Source organism: Streptomyces sp. NBC_00005, from assembly GCF_045160215.1.
GTDB lineage: Bacteria > Actinomycetota > Actinomycetes > Streptomycetales > Streptomycetaceae > Streptomyces.
On record NZ_CP108316.1, the window covers coordinates 10,885,365 to 10,901,220 of the forward strand.

Annotated in this window: 12 protein-coding genes; 8 read left to right on the forward strand and 4 right to left on the reverse strand. The window is 71.1% G+C overall.

Going from position 1 to position 15,856, the window contains the following annotated elements; all coding sequences use genetic code 11:
- Positions 1-39: 39 nt before the first annotated feature.
- Positions 40-1,092 carry an Lrp/AsnC family transcriptional regulator gene (locus OG303_RS49850; RefSeq protein ID WP_405876827.1) on the forward strand — a complete coding sequence of 351 codons (1,053 nt, stop codon included), beginning with the start codon at positions 40-42 and terminating at the stop codon, positions 1,090-1,092.
- Positions 1,093-1,392: 300 nt separating this feature from the next.
- Here OG303_RS49850 and tnpA read toward each other — a convergent pair whose 3' ends face one another.
- Positions 1,393-1,821 carry an IS200/IS605 family transposase gene (gene tnpA, locus OG303_RS49855; protein ID WP_405876829.1) on the reverse strand — a complete coding sequence of 143 codons (429 nt, stop codon included), beginning with the start codon at positions 1,819-1,821 and terminating at the stop codon, positions 1,393-1,395.
- Between the two features lie 50 nt (positions 1,822-1,871).
- On the opposite strand from tnpA, the gene OG303_RS49860 reads away from it, so the two are divergent.
- The gene (locus tag OG303_RS49860) at positions 1,872-3,086 is read left to right on the forward strand and encodes an RNA-guided endonuclease InsQ/TnpB family protein (RefSeq protein ID WP_405876831.1); all 1,215 of its coding nucleotides are present in this window, start codon (positions 1,872-1,874) and stop codon (positions 3,084-3,086) included.
- A gap of 540 nt (positions 3,087-3,626) precedes the next feature.
- On the opposite strand, the gene OG303_RS49865 is transcribed toward OG303_RS49860, so the two are convergent.
- Positions 3,627-6,770: a hypothetical protein gene (locus OG303_RS49865; protein ID WP_405876833.1), complete on the reverse strand. Its 3,144-nt coding sequence runs from the start codon at positions 6,768-6,770 to the stop codon at positions 3,627-3,629.
- A gap of 481 nt (positions 6,771-7,251) precedes the next feature.
- The gene (locus OG303_RS49870; protein ID WP_405876835.1) at positions 7,252-7,914 is read right to left on the reverse strand and encodes a hypothetical protein; all 663 of its coding nucleotides are present in this window, start codon (positions 7,912-7,914) and stop codon (positions 7,252-7,254) included.
- A gap of 325 nt (positions 7,915-8,239) precedes the next feature.
- Here OG303_RS49870 and OG303_RS49875 point away from each other — a divergent pair, with 325 nt between their 5' ends.
- The 6 genes from OG303_RS49875 (at position 8,240) to OG303_RS49900 (ending at position 14,840) form a co-directional block, all read left to right on the forward strand.
- Entirely contained in the window at positions 8,240-8,848 is a 609-nt protein-coding gene (locus tag OG303_RS49875) for a hypothetical protein (RefSeq protein WP_405876837.1), read from the forward strand.
- A 375-nt stretch (positions 8,849-9,223) separates the two neighbouring features.
- Positions 9,224-9,922: a FadR/GntR family transcriptional regulator gene (locus OG303_RS49880; protein ID WP_405876839.1), complete on the forward strand. Its 699-nt coding sequence runs from the start codon at positions 9,224-9,226 to the stop codon at positions 9,920-9,922.
- Positions 9,923-9,961: 39 nt separating this feature from the next.
- Positions 9,962-11,410 (forward strand): four-carbon acid sugar kinase family protein, encoded by a 1,449-nt coding sequence (locus OG303_RS49885; protein WP_405876841.1) that lies wholly within the window; start codon positions 9,962-9,964, stop codon positions 11,408-11,410.
- Positions 11,410-12,273 (forward strand): ketose-bisphosphate aldolase, encoded by an 864-nt coding sequence (locus tag OG303_RS49890; RefSeq protein WP_405876843.1) that lies wholly within the window; start codon positions 11,410-11,412, stop codon positions 12,271-12,273. The genes OG303_RS49885 and OG303_RS49890 overlap by 1 nt, the downstream gene beginning before the upstream one ends.
- Positions 12,274-12,483: 210 nt before the next feature.
- Positions 12,484-13,401: an NAD(P)-dependent oxidoreductase gene (locus OG303_RS49895; RefSeq protein ID WP_405876845.1), complete on the forward strand. Its 918-nt coding sequence runs from the start codon at positions 12,484-12,486 to the stop codon at positions 13,399-13,401.
- On the forward strand, positions 13,398-14,840 hold the full coding sequence (locus tag OG303_RS49900) for an SLC13 family permease (RefSeq protein ID WP_405876847.1): 1,443 nt from the start codon (positions 13,398-13,400) through the stop codon (positions 14,838-14,840). The genes OG303_RS49895 and OG303_RS49900 overlap by 4 nt, the downstream gene beginning before the upstream one ends.
- A 220-nt stretch (positions 14,841-15,060) precedes the next feature.
- On the opposite strand, the gene OG303_RS49905 is transcribed toward OG303_RS49900, so the two are convergent.
- Positions 15,061-15,387 (reverse strand): hypothetical protein, encoded by a 327-nt coding sequence (locus tag OG303_RS49905; RefSeq protein ID WP_405876849.1) that lies wholly within the window; start codon positions 15,385-15,387, stop codon positions 15,061-15,063.
- Between the last annotated feature and the right edge of the window lie 469 nt (positions 15,388-15,856).

Below are 15,856 nucleotides of genomic sequence, written 5' to 3' on the forward strand. Positions count from 1 at the left end.
GGGCTCCGCACAGCGACGGAATGAGCGAAACTTTCCTTCATGGCGCGCGCATCGGCGGATTCCGTACTGAGCCTCATGGATCAGCGGCTGGTGGCCGCGCTGCAGTGGGACGGCCGCCTCACCGCGGAGCGGGCGGGCCACGTGCTGGGGCTCAGCCCCACCACCGTGCGCCGCCGCCTGCACGCGCTCGGCGCCGACGGCACCGTGCGCGTGGTGATCTCACCGGTCGCGCGACCGCGAGGCGGCGGCTCGGCCGGGGCCCTGTTCCTGCGCATCCGGGTCCTGCCAGGAAAGCTCGACACGATCGTGGCCGCGCTCGCGACGCGCGAGGACATCCCGTTCATCGACGTCACCACCTCGGGTGACGAGATCTTCGCGGTTGCCCGCACCGAGCCGGGTTCACGCGACCCGTTGGTCTTCCGCCAACTGCCCTCCACCCAGGCGGTGACGTCCCTGGAGAGCGCCACGATCCTGCACGTCTTCCGGCTCACCTCCGAGTGGCGTCACCAGGTGCTGACCGCGCCCGAACGCGCGGCGCTCAGCCCGGCCGAGCCGGTCCCCGGGGCGACGGCTTCCGGTTCTCCGGGCCCGTACGGCGTCGACACCGATGTCCTGGAACAGTCCCTCATCGACGCCCTCACCCGCGACGCGCGCCTGACTGCGGCGGCCCTGGCCGCCCGAACCGGCCACCCGGAGAGCACGGTGCGCCGCCGCCTCGCCCAACTGGCTACCCAGGGCCGCCTGATCACCCAGGTCCTTACCGATCCGCGTCGCCTCGGGCTGCCCATCGAGGCCAAGCTCCTGCTGCACGTGGCCCCCGACCATCTGGCCGCCGCCGGGCAGGCGCTGGCCGACCACCCCTCGGTGCACGGTGCGTTCGCGACGTCGGGACCCTCGAACCTGCACGCGGCCGCGTACTTCCCGGACCTGACAACCCTCTACGGCTTCCTCTCCCGCGACCTGGTCGGCCTGGGCATCACCCATGTCGAGACGGCCATCGTCAGCCGCGCCGCCAAACGCACTCCCGCGCCGGTCCAGCCGGTACCAGGTGGCCAGGACCGGGTGAACGCCACGTCGAAGAGCTGCAACTGACAATTGCGGAACGTAACCGCTACTCGTGATCATCAGAGTTTGCTCGGACGGTGCTCATGGTCACGCGGAATTGCTCACGAAACTCGGGACCAGATCGCCTGAGACGGAACACTGCAGCACGCGATGCGGCAGGCCCGAGACTTGCGGCCTGTCTCAACGAACCGAGTCCACGCGTCTCATCCAGTCCAGTCCACGCAGGTCAGCGGCGCCCGAACGATTTACTTCATCCCTCTCTTCGGAGGGAATCCCCGCCTTTGGGCGGGGAGGGAATCCGATCTCGGGACTGCTCTGACTCGCAGGTCACGACGGGCGTTTTTGCTGCTCTATGTACTGCTTGACGATCGCCAGCGGCGCGCCACCGCAGGACCCGGCGAAGTAGGAACCGGACCAGAACCGGCCGTGCAGGATGAAGCGGTTGACGCGGCCGGTGAACTCTTGGCGCAGGTAGCGCGAGGAGACGCCCTTGAGTGAGTTCACCAGCGAGGACAGGGCGACTTTCGGCGGGTAGTGCACCAGGAGGTGCACGTGATCCTCTTCGCCGTTGAACTCGATCAGGTCCGCGCCGAAGTCCGTGCACACGTTCCGCATGATCTCCTCGCAGCGCGTCAGCATCTCGTCGTTGAAGACTTCACGCCGGTACTTGGTCACGAAAACCAAGTGGACATGAAGGTGGTAGACGACGTGACGGCCCCGGCGGATATCGGTATTTGGTTCCCAGCGCGGTGACATGAACCAAGTGTAGTAGGATCAAGGAGATCGACCGGGAGGGGGTGGGCTGGGTGATCCGTGCGTACACGTTCCTCATGCGGCCCACCGTGGGCCAGCAGATCGCGCTCGGCGAGATGCTGCGGGATCACTGCTCGCTCTACAACGGGGCCTTGCAGGAGCGCCGCGACGCCTACCGGCACGTCTCCAAGACGAGCGTCAAGTACGGGCAGCAGTCCGGGCAGCTCAAGGACATCCGGGCGTTCGACCCGGAACGTCAGGGGCGTTGGTCGTTCTCCTCGCAGCAGGCGACGTTGCGCCGCCTGGACAAGGCGTTCGCCGCGTTCTTCCGCCGTATCAAGTCCGGCGATACGCCCGGCTACCCGCGCTTTCGCGGGGTGAACTGGTTCGACACGGTCGACTTCCCCAGGGACGGCGACGGCTGCCGCTGGAACTCCACCCCGCACGATCCCGTGACCCGCGTCCGCCTCCAGGGTGTCGGGCACGTCAAGGTCAACCAGCACCGGCCGGTGGTCGGCAAGGTCAAGACCGTGTCCGTCAAGCGTGAGGGCCGCAGGTGGTACGTCGTCATCACCGCCGAGCAGCCCCGGCCCGAGCCGCTGCCCAAGACCGGCAGCGTGGTCGGCATCGACCTCGGCATCGCCTCGTTCCTGACCACATCCAACGGCGTACACGTCGCCAACCCACGCCACGCCCGCAAGGCTGCCGCCAAGCTGGAGGCCGCACAGTGGGCACTGTCCCGGTATCCGAGCCGCAAGGCGAAGAACCGCACCAACAACCACCAGCGGGCCGTAGAGCGCGTCGCGGCCCTGCACGGCAAGGTGCGACGTCAGCGCCTCGACCACGCGCACAAGACCGCGCACGCCCTGGTCGCCGAGCACGATTTCATCGCGCACGAAGACCTCAAGATCCGCAACATGAGCAAGACCGTCACACCGAAGCCCGACCCCGACAAGCCGGGCGCGTTCCTGCCCAACGGGGCCGCCGCCAAGACAGGTCTGAACCGCTCGATCGCTGACGCCGGTTGGGGGGTGTTCCTGACGATCCTGCACGCCAAGGCTGAAAGCGCCGGACGAGACGTGATCGCCGTGGACCCCCGCAACACCTCCCGCCAGTGCCCCGAATGCGGGCACACCGCGAAGGAGAACCGGCCCACACAGGAGAAGTTCCACTGCATCTCGTGCGACCACCGGGCGCACGCCGACGTCGTGGGAGCAACCAACGTTCTACGGGCCGGGCTGGTCCGTCGCGACGCCAACCCGGCATAGCGAGAAGCCACCCCGTTTACGGGGTGGAGGAGTCACCAGGGGCCCAGCTACTGCTGGTCGCCGCGCGCCGGGGGCTGGATAGTCAGCACGTTTGAGATGCCGCCCTGATTCACGCAGTCTTGAGCGAGGTCGTGAACGTGCCAGTGGTAGTCCAATGCGGGCTCCACCGCGTTCACAGTTGTCTCAACAGGCGTGTAGCGATACAGCGGGGTCCCAGCGACGCAAGGGCTTGGATGTCGCCTGCGCCGGCCGCCTGTTGGAGGAGGGCCTTGGCGCCGTCGTCGTCCCCGGTCTGCTCCCGGAGCCGGGCCAGCGCGAGCAGGGCATACGTCTCGCGGGACGTAGGAGCGAGCCAGTCGGCTGCCGCAACCCCCCTTTTGTGCGCCGCGGTCCCTGTGGCCCCCAGGGGCAGATCGCCTGACGAGCGACGGTCTGACAGGTCGAAGGCGTGCCGGTTGGTGCTGCCTCAACTGGCCTTGTGGTGGTGGTGTTTGGGTGGGTGGAGTGTGTGTGGCGGGTTGGTTGGCGTGTGGGGTGGGGTTATGTCCAGGGTGGGGTGGGGGTGCCGTTGGGGTTGAGGCCGTGGGGCCATCGGTGGCGTGCGTAGGTGCGGAAGGTGTTGGAGTGGGAGATGTTTTCTGGGCTGCCGGTGTCGGCTGCGTGGAGGGCGAGGGTGTGTGCGGTGGTGTGGTCTCCGGCTTCGTCTCGTGTGCGGGCGAGTTCGAGGAGGGCGTGTGCGTTGCCGCTGTCGGCTGCCCGCCGCAGGAGGGCTTCGGCTGTGGTGTGGTTGCCGGCCTGTTTTTGGGCTGCGGCGAGGTCGAGGAGTGCGTGGATGGTGCCGGCGTGGGCTGCGCGCACGGCGAGGGTTTCGGCGCCGGTGCGGTCGCCGGTGGTGTGGCGGGTGCGGACCAGTTCCCGCAGCGGGTCGAGGTCGCCGTGGTGGGCGGCGTCGAGGACGAGGGTTTCGGCGCCGGTGCGGTCGCCGGTTTTGTCGCGTAGGCGGGCCAGGTCGGTGTGTGCGGTGCGGCTGCCGGCGTCGATGGCCTGTTGGAACAGGAGGGCTGCGGCCTCGTATTGGCCGTGGCGTTGGTGGGTTCGTGCCAGGTGGGTGAGGGCGCGGGTGTCGCCGGCGGCGGCTGCTTGGCGGGCCAGGGCTTCCGCCTCGGCGAGTTGGCCTGCCCTGGTCCGGACCCGGGCCAGGGGTGTGAGGGCGGTGGTGTCGCCGGCGTCGGCGGCCTGCTGGTAGAGGGCTTGGGCGCCCTGGTCGTCGCCGGCTCTTTCGCGGTGACGGGCCAGCGCGGTGAGGGCGTCGGTGACCGGGGCCGGGGCCGGGGCCGGGGCCGGGGCCGGGGTGGGCTGGCCGGCCGGCGTATCCCCGGCGGGCCGGGCTCCTGCGCCGCGGTGGGGCTGGTCGCTTGATGTGGAGGGTGGGTGTGGCGGGTCGAGTGGGGTGCGGGCGAGGGCTTCGGCGCTCTGCTGGTCGCCGGCTGTTTCGCGGTGGAGGGCGAGTTGTACTAGTACGTCGGTGTGGCCGGCGGCGGCCGCCTGGCGGGCGAAGGTTTGTGCGGCCGTGTGGTGGGCGGCTTGTTCGCGTAGCCAGACCAGTTCGGTCAGTGCGGTGGGGTTGCCGAGGGTGAGTGCGTGGAGGGCGAGGGCTTCGGCCTGCTGCTGGTCGCCGGCCTTCTCCCGCATCAGTGCGAGGTCGCCGAGGGCGTGGGTGTGGCCGGTGGTGGCGGCGTGGCGGGCCAGGGCCTCGGCCTGCTGCGTGCGGCCGTCCGTGTGCCAGATCCTGACCAGGTGGATTAGCGCCTGTTCGCTGCCGGCGGCGGCCTTGCGGGCGGCTTTCTCGGCGCCTTGGGTGTCCCCGGCCTGGTGGCGGATGCGCATCAGTTCCAGCAGGGCTTCGGTGCTGCCGGTGGTGGCGGCTTCCCGCACCAGGAGCTCGGCGCCCTCGCGGTTTCCCAGCTGTTGCCGTACCTGGGCGAGTCGGAGCAGCGCCCGGCTGTCCCCGGTGGCGGCTGCCTGGCGGGCGAGTGCCTCGGCGCGTTCGGTGTGGCCGGCCTTTTCCCGGGCCCGGGCCAGCTGGGTCAGTGCCCGGGTGTCGCCGGCCTGGGCGGCCTGCGCGGCCAGGGATTCGGCCGCCTCGTGGTGGCCGGATCGCTCCGTGAAGCGGGAGAGGTAGACCAGGGCGTCGGGGTCGCCTCCGTCGGCGGCGCGGGAGGTGAGGTGGTGGGCCCATTGCAGCCGGTGGCGTCGTCGGGCTGCGTCGGCGAGGGCGTTGAGGTCGTCGATCTGGGTGAGATGGGTATGGCCAGCGTGCCAGAAACTTGCCGGCGGACACCGTCGCCGGCGCACGGTGCGGCCGTACTGTTCGAGGTAGTCAGCCAGGCGGAAGACCGGCACCCCGGGGCCCGTCGAGGTGGGGGCCGGTGGGGTGTGCGGGGGGCGGCGTTCGGGACGGGGATTGATGCGGTGCAGGGGTGCCTGTTTGCCGTGGACGGGGTGGGCGAGTTCGGCGTAGGCGGCTTCGGCCCAGTCGTCGGTGAGTTGGTCGTAGTCGGTGTCGCTGAGGTAGTCGGCGGCCGCGTCGGTAAGGAACGGCTGGGGGAGGTGCAGGCCAAGTCCCAGGCGGCGGGCGTCCATCGCGGCTTCGAGGAGGGCCCGGGCGGCCGGGGTGCCGTGCTGGTAGCGGTGCAGGAGCTGGGGTGCGCCGGCGAGGTCCTGGGTCACGCGGCCGTCGCCTTCTGCCCGGGTGAGGGCATCGGCCAGCAACCGGTCACCGTCGTTGGCGAGGGTTTTCGCGCGTTGAAGGGCGGCGGCGTCGAAGGTGTCGGGCACCGTCAGGGTGCGTGCGGCGAGCAGTTCGCGCACCCGGCTGTGGGAGTCCGACCCGTTGTAGCTGGGCAGGGCCGTGTATTTGCGGGCGTAGTCGGGCCACAAGGTCCCCAGGACCAGCACCGGCCCGCGCGCGGGATCGGTGAGGAGGTTGTGCAGGGCGGCAGCGATGCGTTCGCCGGCGTTGTGGCCCTCGAGGTAGTGCTGGGCTTCGTTGAGCCACACCACCGTGCGCGGCTGAACCCGGCTCAGGTCCTCCAGTGCGGCCTCGGCCCGGGTGGGATCGAAGGGATGCCACAGCCGCCAGCCTGTGTGGGCGAGTGGCTGCACCGCTTCCCAGCACGCCCTGGTCTTCCCGGTGGAGGAGGCCCCGACCAGCACCAGCATCCGGCTGTGGCCCTGTCCGGCCTCCCGTACCGCGTCGGCCAGTACCCGGTCGTGCTCACGGTGCACATAGCCGGACAGCAGCCGGACTTCGGGCGCAGCCGCCTCGTGTCCGTTCGCGGCGCTCCCGGCCGGGTGGACCTCCAGAGCATGCGGCTCCCATGCCTCGATGGGCCGGCCCAGCGCCGGCCCGTCGCCGGCTGTGGTTGCGGCCGGGGCGGCGGCGATCGCCTGCAGGTGCAGGAGTTCGTGCACCGGCAGGCCCAACGCCTGTGCCAGCGCCGCCACCGTCTGGGCCGACGGCGGCGGGCCATCGGGGCGCAAGGCCTCCGACACGGTGGCGCCTGCCAGCCCCGACCGGGCGGCAACCTGTGTCGTGGTCAACCCGCTGGAGGCCAGGCCGTCATGGAGCCTGCCGTGCAGCTCATGCCGGGCCGCAGCGTGCCCCGTTGCTTCTTCCGACACCCATCCACCCCTTGGACCGTTCTGCTGTCGCCGGTGTTCATGCTCCTACAGGTGCCTCCCGGCAACCACCGCCCTTAACCCACGCGGTATCAGCGCGCCCTGGCGCGCGTGGAGTTCACCCTGCGCCCGGCGCTGCTGCGTGCACTGGCCGGGTGGGCCGGCGCCGGGCAGGCCCGTCTGTGGTGCGCCTGCCGTTCACGTGACGCCCCCAGGCCGGTTTCCCGACCCCGAGGGGAAGGCTTCACCGACACACGCTCGCCTGCGGGCAGTTGCTGGCCTGCCGGCCCGGGGGGCCTGTCTGCCGCGGTGATGCGGACTCCTGAAATTCCCCAGGGCTGCTCACGCTGCCCACTTGGTTCGCAGTGAAAGGAGGGGCCGGATCCGCCCGCCAGTTGAGAGTTCGGACGGCTCCTCCCCGTCAAGGGCGCCTACGGAGGCATGTATCCGCTCTGACCGCCGGTTACGGCGTGGCATTGCCGCTCTACTGCTCGGCGGTGCCGTCCTCACCGTCAATCTCGTAGATCCGCCCTTGAAGCCGTTCACCGGCCCAGTCCAGCCCGACGCCCAGGTCAAACCAGTGCCGATCCTTGCGGACTTCGGGCGGTGCGAGGTTCACCGCCGCCCAGGAGAACACCCCCAGGAGGATGGAACGCCCGTGCTGCGTTGTGCGCACGGACAACGCAAACGGCGCGGCGATTGCCGCGCGGGTGACCAACATGACCTGTTCGTCCTCAGAGTGTCGACGCCCACCCGTGAGAAACCGGGGCGTTTCAAGGATCTTGACCCACTCGACCACTGCGTCTGCCACCTGGGCGCGCAGGGACTCTTCGATGCCCTTCCGGACGGCGGTCGCGGGATCATCGCCGAGCCAGCCAAGCCAGTGATCAGGATCAGTGAGCTTGCTGAAGTCGTCCTGTGGCACCCCGTGACGGAGATTCTCCTGGTACTCACCTGTCAGTTTCCCGCTGCTATCCACCAACCACGCGCCGCGGATTGCCTCGGGAGGTACGTAGCCGTTCGGGTCGTCGATATACGTCGGGTCGATCTCGGCGACGCTGCCACCGGGATTCTCAGCAGCCGCAGCCAGTAGCGCCGGCTCGTTCGGTATGCCCTTACGTCGGCCTCGCGAGCCAAAACGCCCCACGTTCCCACCCCCACCGTTGCCCGCCCAGTTGACCGCGATTGTGCCGTACCGGTCAGGACCGTATGAGGGGGTGTGCGTGACGGCGACGGGTGGGTGGGGAATCTCAGCGAGCAGGTCCTGTCTCACCCCCGAGCAAGGGGTGGGGGACTTTCAAAGAGCGTCATCAGCGCAACAGGGCAGACCCGCAGTGCAAGGAAAAGGAAAGGGGGGAGATGAGGGGGAGGGTGGGCTGGGGATGCCTGGGAGGCGGGCGCCTTGCACTGGCTGGCACACTGCACCGGTGGGGCAACGGGCCACAGGGCAGTGTGGGATGTCAGGGGGTTGTGTGTCGGATGCGGTGATGACGGCGTGGATCGCCGCCGGTTCGGCGGTGGCCGGTGCCCTCGCCGGCGGGGGAGTGACGGGATGGTTCACGCTGGCGGCTGCCCGCAAACAGGCGCAGAGCACGGTCGATGCCGCGGCCCGGCAGGCGGATGCGGCCTGGGCGGCCGGCCAGCGTCAGGCGGATGCGGCCTGGGAGGCGGGACGCCGGCAGGCGGATGCCGCGTGGGAGGCCGGCCGTCTGCAGGCCGATGCCCAACTCGACGTGGCCCGCCAGACGCTGACCGCCCAGCACCTGGCCGCGCAGCGTGAGGTGCGCCGGACCGCCTACGCCGCCTTCCTCGCCGCCACCGACACCTGCCATCAGCGTCGCCTCGCGTGGCAGCAGGCCCTGGGCACGTCCGAGGCGGCCGGCTGCCGCGAGCGCCACCGTGCAGCCCTGAGCGCCGTCACCGAGGCCCTTACCCTGGTCCGGTTGGAAGGCCCCGATCCGGTCAGCTTTGCGGCCGAGGCCCTGGAACGCTTGCTCGACACGAACGCCTCCCCGGGGCAGTACCCGGCCGCGCACGCCGGCTTCCTCGACGCCGCACGTGCCGCTCTTGCCGCACCCTGACCACCGTCGAAGCGCCGATCCGGCGCACGCTCGGCCCGTTGTGCGGCGGGTTTGCGGTCCACGGGGGCTCTGGGCGGCGCGGGGCCTGCATCGCTCGCGCTCGGCCATGAGGGACAGGCCATGGGGCGGCGCGGTGAGCGGTGGCGTGCTCCGGGCCGGATGAGGCGACTGCAGTGCAGGTGCACGGCAGTGGGCGTTCGTGGCGCCCGGAGCTGCGGGGTAGGGGCCCATGGCTGTCGGTGCCGGTGGCCGAGATCGCCCGGCGATGCGTTGCGCCGAGGTATTGACGCGTCTTTCCTCCGGTGCCATGGTTTCCGACACATAGACATCAGATGTCTGACGTCAGATGTGTTCATCGAACGAAGAGGTTCCGCCATGTCGCTCCCGGACGACCTCGCCGAGCAGCTGCTCACCGCGATCATCGACGGCCAGTACCCGCCGGACTCCGCCCTCCCGCCCGAGGGAGAGCTGTCGGAGCAGAGCGGGGTCAGCCGTCTGACCGTGCGTGAGGCGGTCAAGCAGCTGCGTGCCCAGAACGTCGTCAGGGTGGTGCGCGGACGGGGCACCTACGTCAATGCGCCGGACCGGTGGACCGCCCTGGAGCCGGTGGTGCGGGCGGCCTCGCGCACCTCGAGTGGTGCCCTGTCGGAGCGGCTGATCGAGGCGCGTCGGCTCATCGAGAACGGCGCGTGCGAGCTGGCCGCCTCCCGCCGTACCGAGGAGGACCTGGAAGCGCTGCGCCAGCACCTGGCGGTCATGCGCGAGGCCGCCGACGCGGGGGATACCGAGCAGTTCGTGCAGGCCGACATCGACTTCCACGACACGGTGATGCGGGCGACCGGCAACCTGTTCGTCCCGCTGCTCTTCGAGCCGTTCGGTCCGCTGCTCGTCGAGGGACGCCGGCAGACCTCGGCCGTCCCCGAGATCCGTACGAACGCCATCGCGCACCACGAGGCGGTGCTCGCCGCGCTGGAGTCCGGCAGCCCCGAGGCCGCCCGGGCCGCCATGGACGGCCACATGAACCAGACCGCCGACGACCTGCGCACCCATGTGATCAAGCCCGACCTCGACTGACGTCCCCCTCAACTCCCCGTCACAGAGCAGGAATTCGCCATGTCCCTACCCCTCCATGCCCAGACGCGGCCCGTCCCCGAGGCCACGGTGCTGGAAGGGCTTCCTCCGGTCCGCGAGGTGAGCGCCGCCGACGTGGCCGCCCGCCTCTCCGGCGGTCCCCGTCTCGTCGTCCTCGACGACGACCCGACCGGCACCCAGACGGTCGCCGACGTCCCGGTCCTGACCTCCTGGACGGTGGACGACCTGCGCTGGGCGCTGCGCCAGGACAGCACCGCCTTCTTCGTCCTCACCAACACCCGCAGCCTGTCGCCCGAGGACGCCGCCACCCGCAACCAAGAGGTTGTCCGCGCCCTGCACGCGGCGTCGGCGGCCGAAGGCACCGCCTACGTCCTGGCCAGCCGCGGCGACTCGACCCTGCGCGGCCACTTCCCGCTGGAGACCGACGTCCTCGCCGAGGAGCTGACCGAGCTGGGCGCCGGCGCCCCGGACGGGGTCGTGCTGGTCCCCGCCTACATCGAGGCGGGCCGGCTGACCGTCGGCTCCCGCCACTGGATGCGCACGGCCGACGGGCTGCTGCCGGTCGGCGAGAGCGAGTTCGCCCGCGACGCCACCTTCGGCTACCGCAGCTCCTCGCTGCCCGAGTGGGTCGAGGAGAAGACGGGCGGACGCGTGGGCGCGGACGAGGTCCTGCGCATCACCCTCGACGACCTGCGCGGCGGTGGCCCGGCGCACACGGCCCGGCTGCTGTCCTCGCTGCGCGGCGGCCGGACGGCCGTCGTCGACGCGGCGTGCGACGACGATCTGCGGGTGCTGGCCTGGGCCCTCGCCCACGCGGAGGAGAACGGCACGCGCCTGCTGTACCGGGTCGGGCCGTCCTTCGTCAGGGCCCGCGCCGGACAGGCCGGGCGACCGCCGCTCACCCCGGCGGAACTGGGCCGGCTGCGCGGGGACGCGCCGCACGGGCTGATCGCCGTAGGGTCTCATGTCTCGCTGACGACACAGCAGTTGGACCGGCTGCGGGAGCGCGGCGGGATCGCCGAGTACGAACTCGACGTCACCCTCCTGCTCGACGAGGAGCGGCGTGACGCCCACATCGCCGAGATCGCGGCCGCGGCCGCCGACGCGCTGGACTCCGCCGACGCCGTGATCCGCACCTCGCGCACCCTGGTGACGGGGGCCGACGCCGACGAAAGCCTGGCGATCTCCCGCCGGGTCTCCGCCGCGCTCGTGGAGGCCGTGCGACAGGTCAACGCCACCCGCCGGCCCGCCTTCGTCATCGCCAAGGGCGGCATCACCTCCAGCGACACCGCCACCCACGGCCTGGAGATCCGCCGCGCCTGGGCCCGGGGCACGTTGCTGCCCGGCATCGTCTCCCTCTGGCAGCCCGTGGACGGTCCCGCCACCGGCATCCCCTACATCGTCTTCGCCGGGAACGTCGGCGGCCCCGACGCCCTCGCCGACGCCCTCGACCTGCTCAGGAGCGCCTGATGCTGCTGCACGGAACCGATGCCCTGAAGCAGGCCGCGGCGGCCGGCCACGCCCTGCCGGGGTTCGTCGCCTATAACCTGGAGACGGTGCAGGGCATCACGGCCGCCGCCGAGGCCGCCGGCCGGCCCGTCCTGATCCAGGCCGGCTCCAGCCCCTTCAAGCACGCCGGGCGACAGGCCCTGATGCGGCTGGCGCTGGACGCCGCCGAACACTCCGCCGCCCGCCTCGGCGTGCACCTCGACCACAGCCGGGACCTGAACGAGATCACGGCCTGTCTGGAAGCCGGTTACACCTCGGTCATGGTCGACGGCTCCCACCTGCCGTTCGCCGAGAACATCGCGCTGACGAAGGAAGCGGTCCGGCGGGCTCGCGACCACGGCGCCTGGGTGGAGGCCGAACTGGGCGCCCTGCCGGGCGACGAGGACGTCTCCACCGACGCCGTCGCGCAGAACGAGGCGATGACCACTCCGGACCAGGCGGCCGACTTCGTGGCCGCGACGGGCGTGGACGCGCTCGCCGTCGCCGTCGGCAACGTCCACGGCTTCACCAAGCACCCGGTCCGCCTCGACCTGGAGCGGCTGGCCGCGATCCACGAGGCCGTCCCGGTCCCGCTCGTCCTGCACGGCGCCAGCGGTCTGCCCGTCGAGGAGCTGCACGGCGCCCTCGCGCGCGGCGTCGCCAAGGTCAACGTCAACGCCGAACTGCGCCGCGCCTACCTGGAAGCCGTCCGCGCGGCCCTGCCGACCGCGCTGCCCGGCTCCGACGTCGTCTCCCTGTGGGCGGCGGGCCGCGACGCGGTCCGGGACACCGCCCTGGAGGTCATCGGCCGCCTCACCCCCCGAGCCGAGGGGGGAAGCGCGTGACCTTAGCCCGGCCCCGCTGACACCAAGCCGCACTGCGCGGTCGTAGGACACGAGACCGCCGTACGACCACCCGCCGCATCGCACCACCCTCGCGAGCCACCGGGCCTGCGCCATCCCCTCGCAGGCCCGCTCTCTCCGCTGCCGGGGCTTCCCCACCCCTGGCGGCCACCTGCTCCGCTCCTCTCCTCGTTTCTCCCCAGGAGGACAAAGATGTCTCCGCACTCCCGTCCCCATACGGCCGTCATAGGCCTCGGCGCCATGGGACTGCCCATGGCACGCCGCCTGAACGGCCAACTCCCCGTCTGCGTCTACGACATCGCCGCCGACCGGCGCTCCGCTCTGGCCGCCGAGGGCGCCCGCGACGCCGCCTCACCGGCCAAGGCCGCCCGTGACGCCGACGTCGTCGTGCTCGCCGTACGCGACCAGACGCAGGTCGAGGGCGCGCTGTTCGGCGAGAACGGCGCCGCCGAGGCCCTCCGCCCCGGCGCGGTCGTGATCCTCACCAGCACGGTCGGCCCCGAGGCGGCACGCACCACCGCATCGCGGCTCGCCGAGCGCGGCGTGCTGACCGTGGACGCACCGGTCAGCGGCGGCCCGGTACGGGCCGGCGACGGTGATCTGCTGATCGTCGTCGGCGCCGAGGACATGGCGCTGAAGACGGCCCGGCCGGTCCTCGACCTGCTCGCCTCGACACTCACCGTCGTCGGTCCTCGCCCCGGCGACGGCCAGGCGATGAAGGCCGTCAACCAGCTGCTGGCCGGCGTGCACATCGCGGCCGCCGCCGAGGCGATCGCGCTCGCCCGCGGCCTCGGGCTCGATCCGGGCACCGTCGTGGACAGCCTCAAGCACGGCGCCGCCGGCTCCTTCATGTTCGCCGACCGCGGGCCGCGCATGGTCCAGACGTACGACGAAGGACCCGAGCCCGAGGTCAAGTCGCGGCTCGACATCTTCGTCAAGGACATGGGCATCGTCACCGGCATCGCGAAGGGCGCCCACGTGCCGGTGCCCCTGGCCGCCGCGGCCGAACAGCTCTACCTGCTCGGTGAGCGCGCCGGGCTCGGCGCCCGCGACGACTCCTCCGTCGTCACCGTCCTGTCTCCCAAGTCGCCGGAAGGAGAGGGACGATGAGCCACACCACCCTGCTGACCATCGCCGTCGCCGGCGTCGCGGCCCTGCTCCTGCTGATCCTCAAGGCCAAGGTCCAGCCCTTCGTCGCCCTCATGGTCATCAGCATCGGCGTGGCGCTCGCCGCGGGCGTGCCCGCCGCCGACCTGGTGAAGACCATCGAGGACGGCATGGGCTCCACCCTGGGCCACATCGCCACGATCATCGCGCTCGGCGCGATGATCGGCCGGATCATCGAACTCTCCGGCGGCGCCCACGCGTTCGCCCACTCCCTCATCGAGAAGTTCGGCTCCCGGCGCACCCCGCTGGCCCTGACCGTCGCCGGGTTCGTCCTGGGCATCCCCGTCTTCTTCGAGGTCGGCCTGATCATCCTGATGCCGATCGCGTACGGAGTCGCCCGCGCCTCCCGCAAGCCGCTGCTGGTCTACGCGCTGCCGATGGGCGCCGCCATGCTCACCGTGCACGCCTTCCTGCCGCCGCACCCGGGCGCGGTCGCCGTCGCCCAGGCGATCGGTGCCAGCCAGGGCCTGGTGCTGCTGATGGGCATTCCCGTCACGGCCGTCGTCGTCCTGTTCGGTTACCTCGTCTCCCGACGCCTCACCCGCCGCGCGTACCCGATGGACCCGGCGGTGTACGCCGAGGTGTACGGCGAACCGGAGACCGCGGGCGGCACCGCGCAGGCCCCCGCGCAGACCGGCACGGGCCCCTCGGACGGCGGCCACGCCACCGCCGTACTGACCAAGCCCACCCCCTCGGACACCGACGCCCGGCCGCCGTCCTTCCCCATGGTCCTGGCGCTGATCGTCACTCCCATCCTGCTGATCCTCCTCGCCACCGTCGGCCAGAACACCCTCGCCGACGGTTCCACCCTGCGCGCCGTGCTCACCGTCCTCGGCGCCCCCATGGTGGCTCTGCTCATCGACGTCGCCCTGTGCGGCTGGTTCCTGGGCGCCCGCCGCGGCTGGAACCGCGCCCACATCGCCGAGGTCATGGGCTCCGCACTGCCGCCCGTCGCGATGGTGATCCTGGTCGCGGGCGCGGGCGGTGTCTTCGGCAAGGTCCTGGTCGCCAGCGGCATCGGCGACGCCATCGCCGACGTCCTGGAGCGCACGGGCCTGCCGGTGCTGCTGCTGGCCTTCCTCACGTCCCTCGCCCTGCGGGCCGCGCAGGGGTCGGCGACGGTGGCCCTCATCACCACCGCCGGCATCCTCACCCCGCTGCTGCACCGCGCCGAACTCTCCACCGGGCAGCTGTCGCTGGTGGCCCTGGCGATGGGCGCGGGCGCCCTCGCGCTGTCCCACATCAACGACGCCGGGTACTGGATGTTCACCAAGCTCGCCGGTCTCGACGTGGCGACCGGACTGCGCACGTGGACGGTCCTGACGACCGTCATGGGATGCGCGGGCTTCGCCCTCACCGCAGCGCTGTGGCCGCTGGTCTGACCCGGTGTCGACGCACACAGCGCGCCTGCCCGGACCCTGACCGGTCCGGGCAGGCAGCTCCGGCGCGCGACAGGGCTGTTGCTGCTCGGGGGCCAGATGCGGTCGACCAGCACTCTGGTGCCATCGGGTGTGGGCCGGTGTGCCGTAGACGCGGCGGACGTACACCGTGCGTTGTGTGAGCATGGAGGGGCCGCAGGTGAGTACTCCGCTTCGTCCGGCATCACACGTAGTAACGAGAGATGATCTCGAGCCGCGCCACTTCATCCGGACCCGGATAAGCCACCAGCACCGGCAGACCGCTTGGATCCCGGCCCTCGATGAGAGTGAAGCCCTCAGCTTCCCTGGTGTCGACACGGTCGGAGCGGGCTCTGAGCACGCGCTCGCACCGCACGAAGTCGTCACGGCTGTCCGCCGTCCAGATCACGTACTGCGCGCCGACATGGCCCACCGAGTGCTGGGCTTTCGGGCCTACAGCGCGTAGGTATACCTGGAGGCCGTTGTGGCTCACGAGCAGCGCGGCCGTGGCGGTACGTACGGTGACCTCCATTTCAGCAGCTCCCCGTAGAAGTCCGCCGATGCGTCGTGGTCGTGGACGAACACCACGACCGAGGCCAGCCGGGGGCCGCGCGCCTCCGGTCCGCTACCGGTCGGCTTCGAATCCGGTGGAAGCTGCGCAGGGTGCTGGCCGGAGGACGCCGCTTCATGTGGGTAGGCCATGAGGACCCTTCCGCGTTCGACCGCGATACGAGGGCTTCTTTGTGCGGTTCCCGGTCCCGTTTACACGCTCCCCGGACCGTGTCCTGCCCGCTGGAAACGTGCCTGGCCACGCAAGGGCCAGTGGTCCCGTGTGGCTTTCTGGCGTCCGGGAGCGGGCAGGCAGGATCCGGGCACTGGTGGCTTGGGACAGGCGGGAGCAGGCTGGGAAACGCGGACGTTCCTTCATGCCGGATGCCGGTCGCGAATCCTGAACATGGCTGGCTGGTGCGCTGTTCCCTGGTGGACGTCCCGGACTTGCT

Bases quoted from the DNA above. Each gene is read 5' to 3' on its own strand.
- OG303_RS49850 (WP_405876827.1), top strand. From the start codon at position 40: ATGGCGCGCGCATCGGCGGATTCCGTACTGAGCCTCATGGATCAGCGG.
- tnpA (WP_405876829.1), bottom strand. From the start codon at position 1,821: ATGTCACCGCGCTGGGAACCAAATACCGATATCCGCCGGGGCCGTCAC.
- OG303_RS49880 (WP_405876839.1), top strand. From the start codon at position 9,224: ATGTCGCTCCCGGACGACCTCGCCGAGCAGCTGCTCACCGCGATCATC.
- OG303_RS49885 (WP_405876841.1), top strand. From the start codon at position 9,962: ATGTCCCTACCCCTCCATGCCCAGACGCGGCCCGTCCCCGAGGCCACG.
- OG303_RS49890 (WP_405876843.1), top strand. From the start codon at position 11,410: ATGCTGCTGCACGGAACCGATGCCCTGAAGCAGGCCGCGGCGGCCGGC.
- OG303_RS49895 (WP_405876845.1), top strand. From the start codon at position 12,484: ATGTCTCCGCACTCCCGTCCCCATACGGCCGTCATAGGCCTCGGCGCC.
- OG303_RS49900 (WP_405876847.1), top strand. From the start codon at position 13,398: ATGAGCCACACCACCCTGCTGACCATCGCCGTCGCCGGCGTCGCGGCC.
- OG303_RS49905 (WP_405876849.1), bottom strand. From the start codon at position 15,387: ATGGAGGTCACCGTACGTACCGCCACGGCCGCGCTGCTCGTGAGCCAC.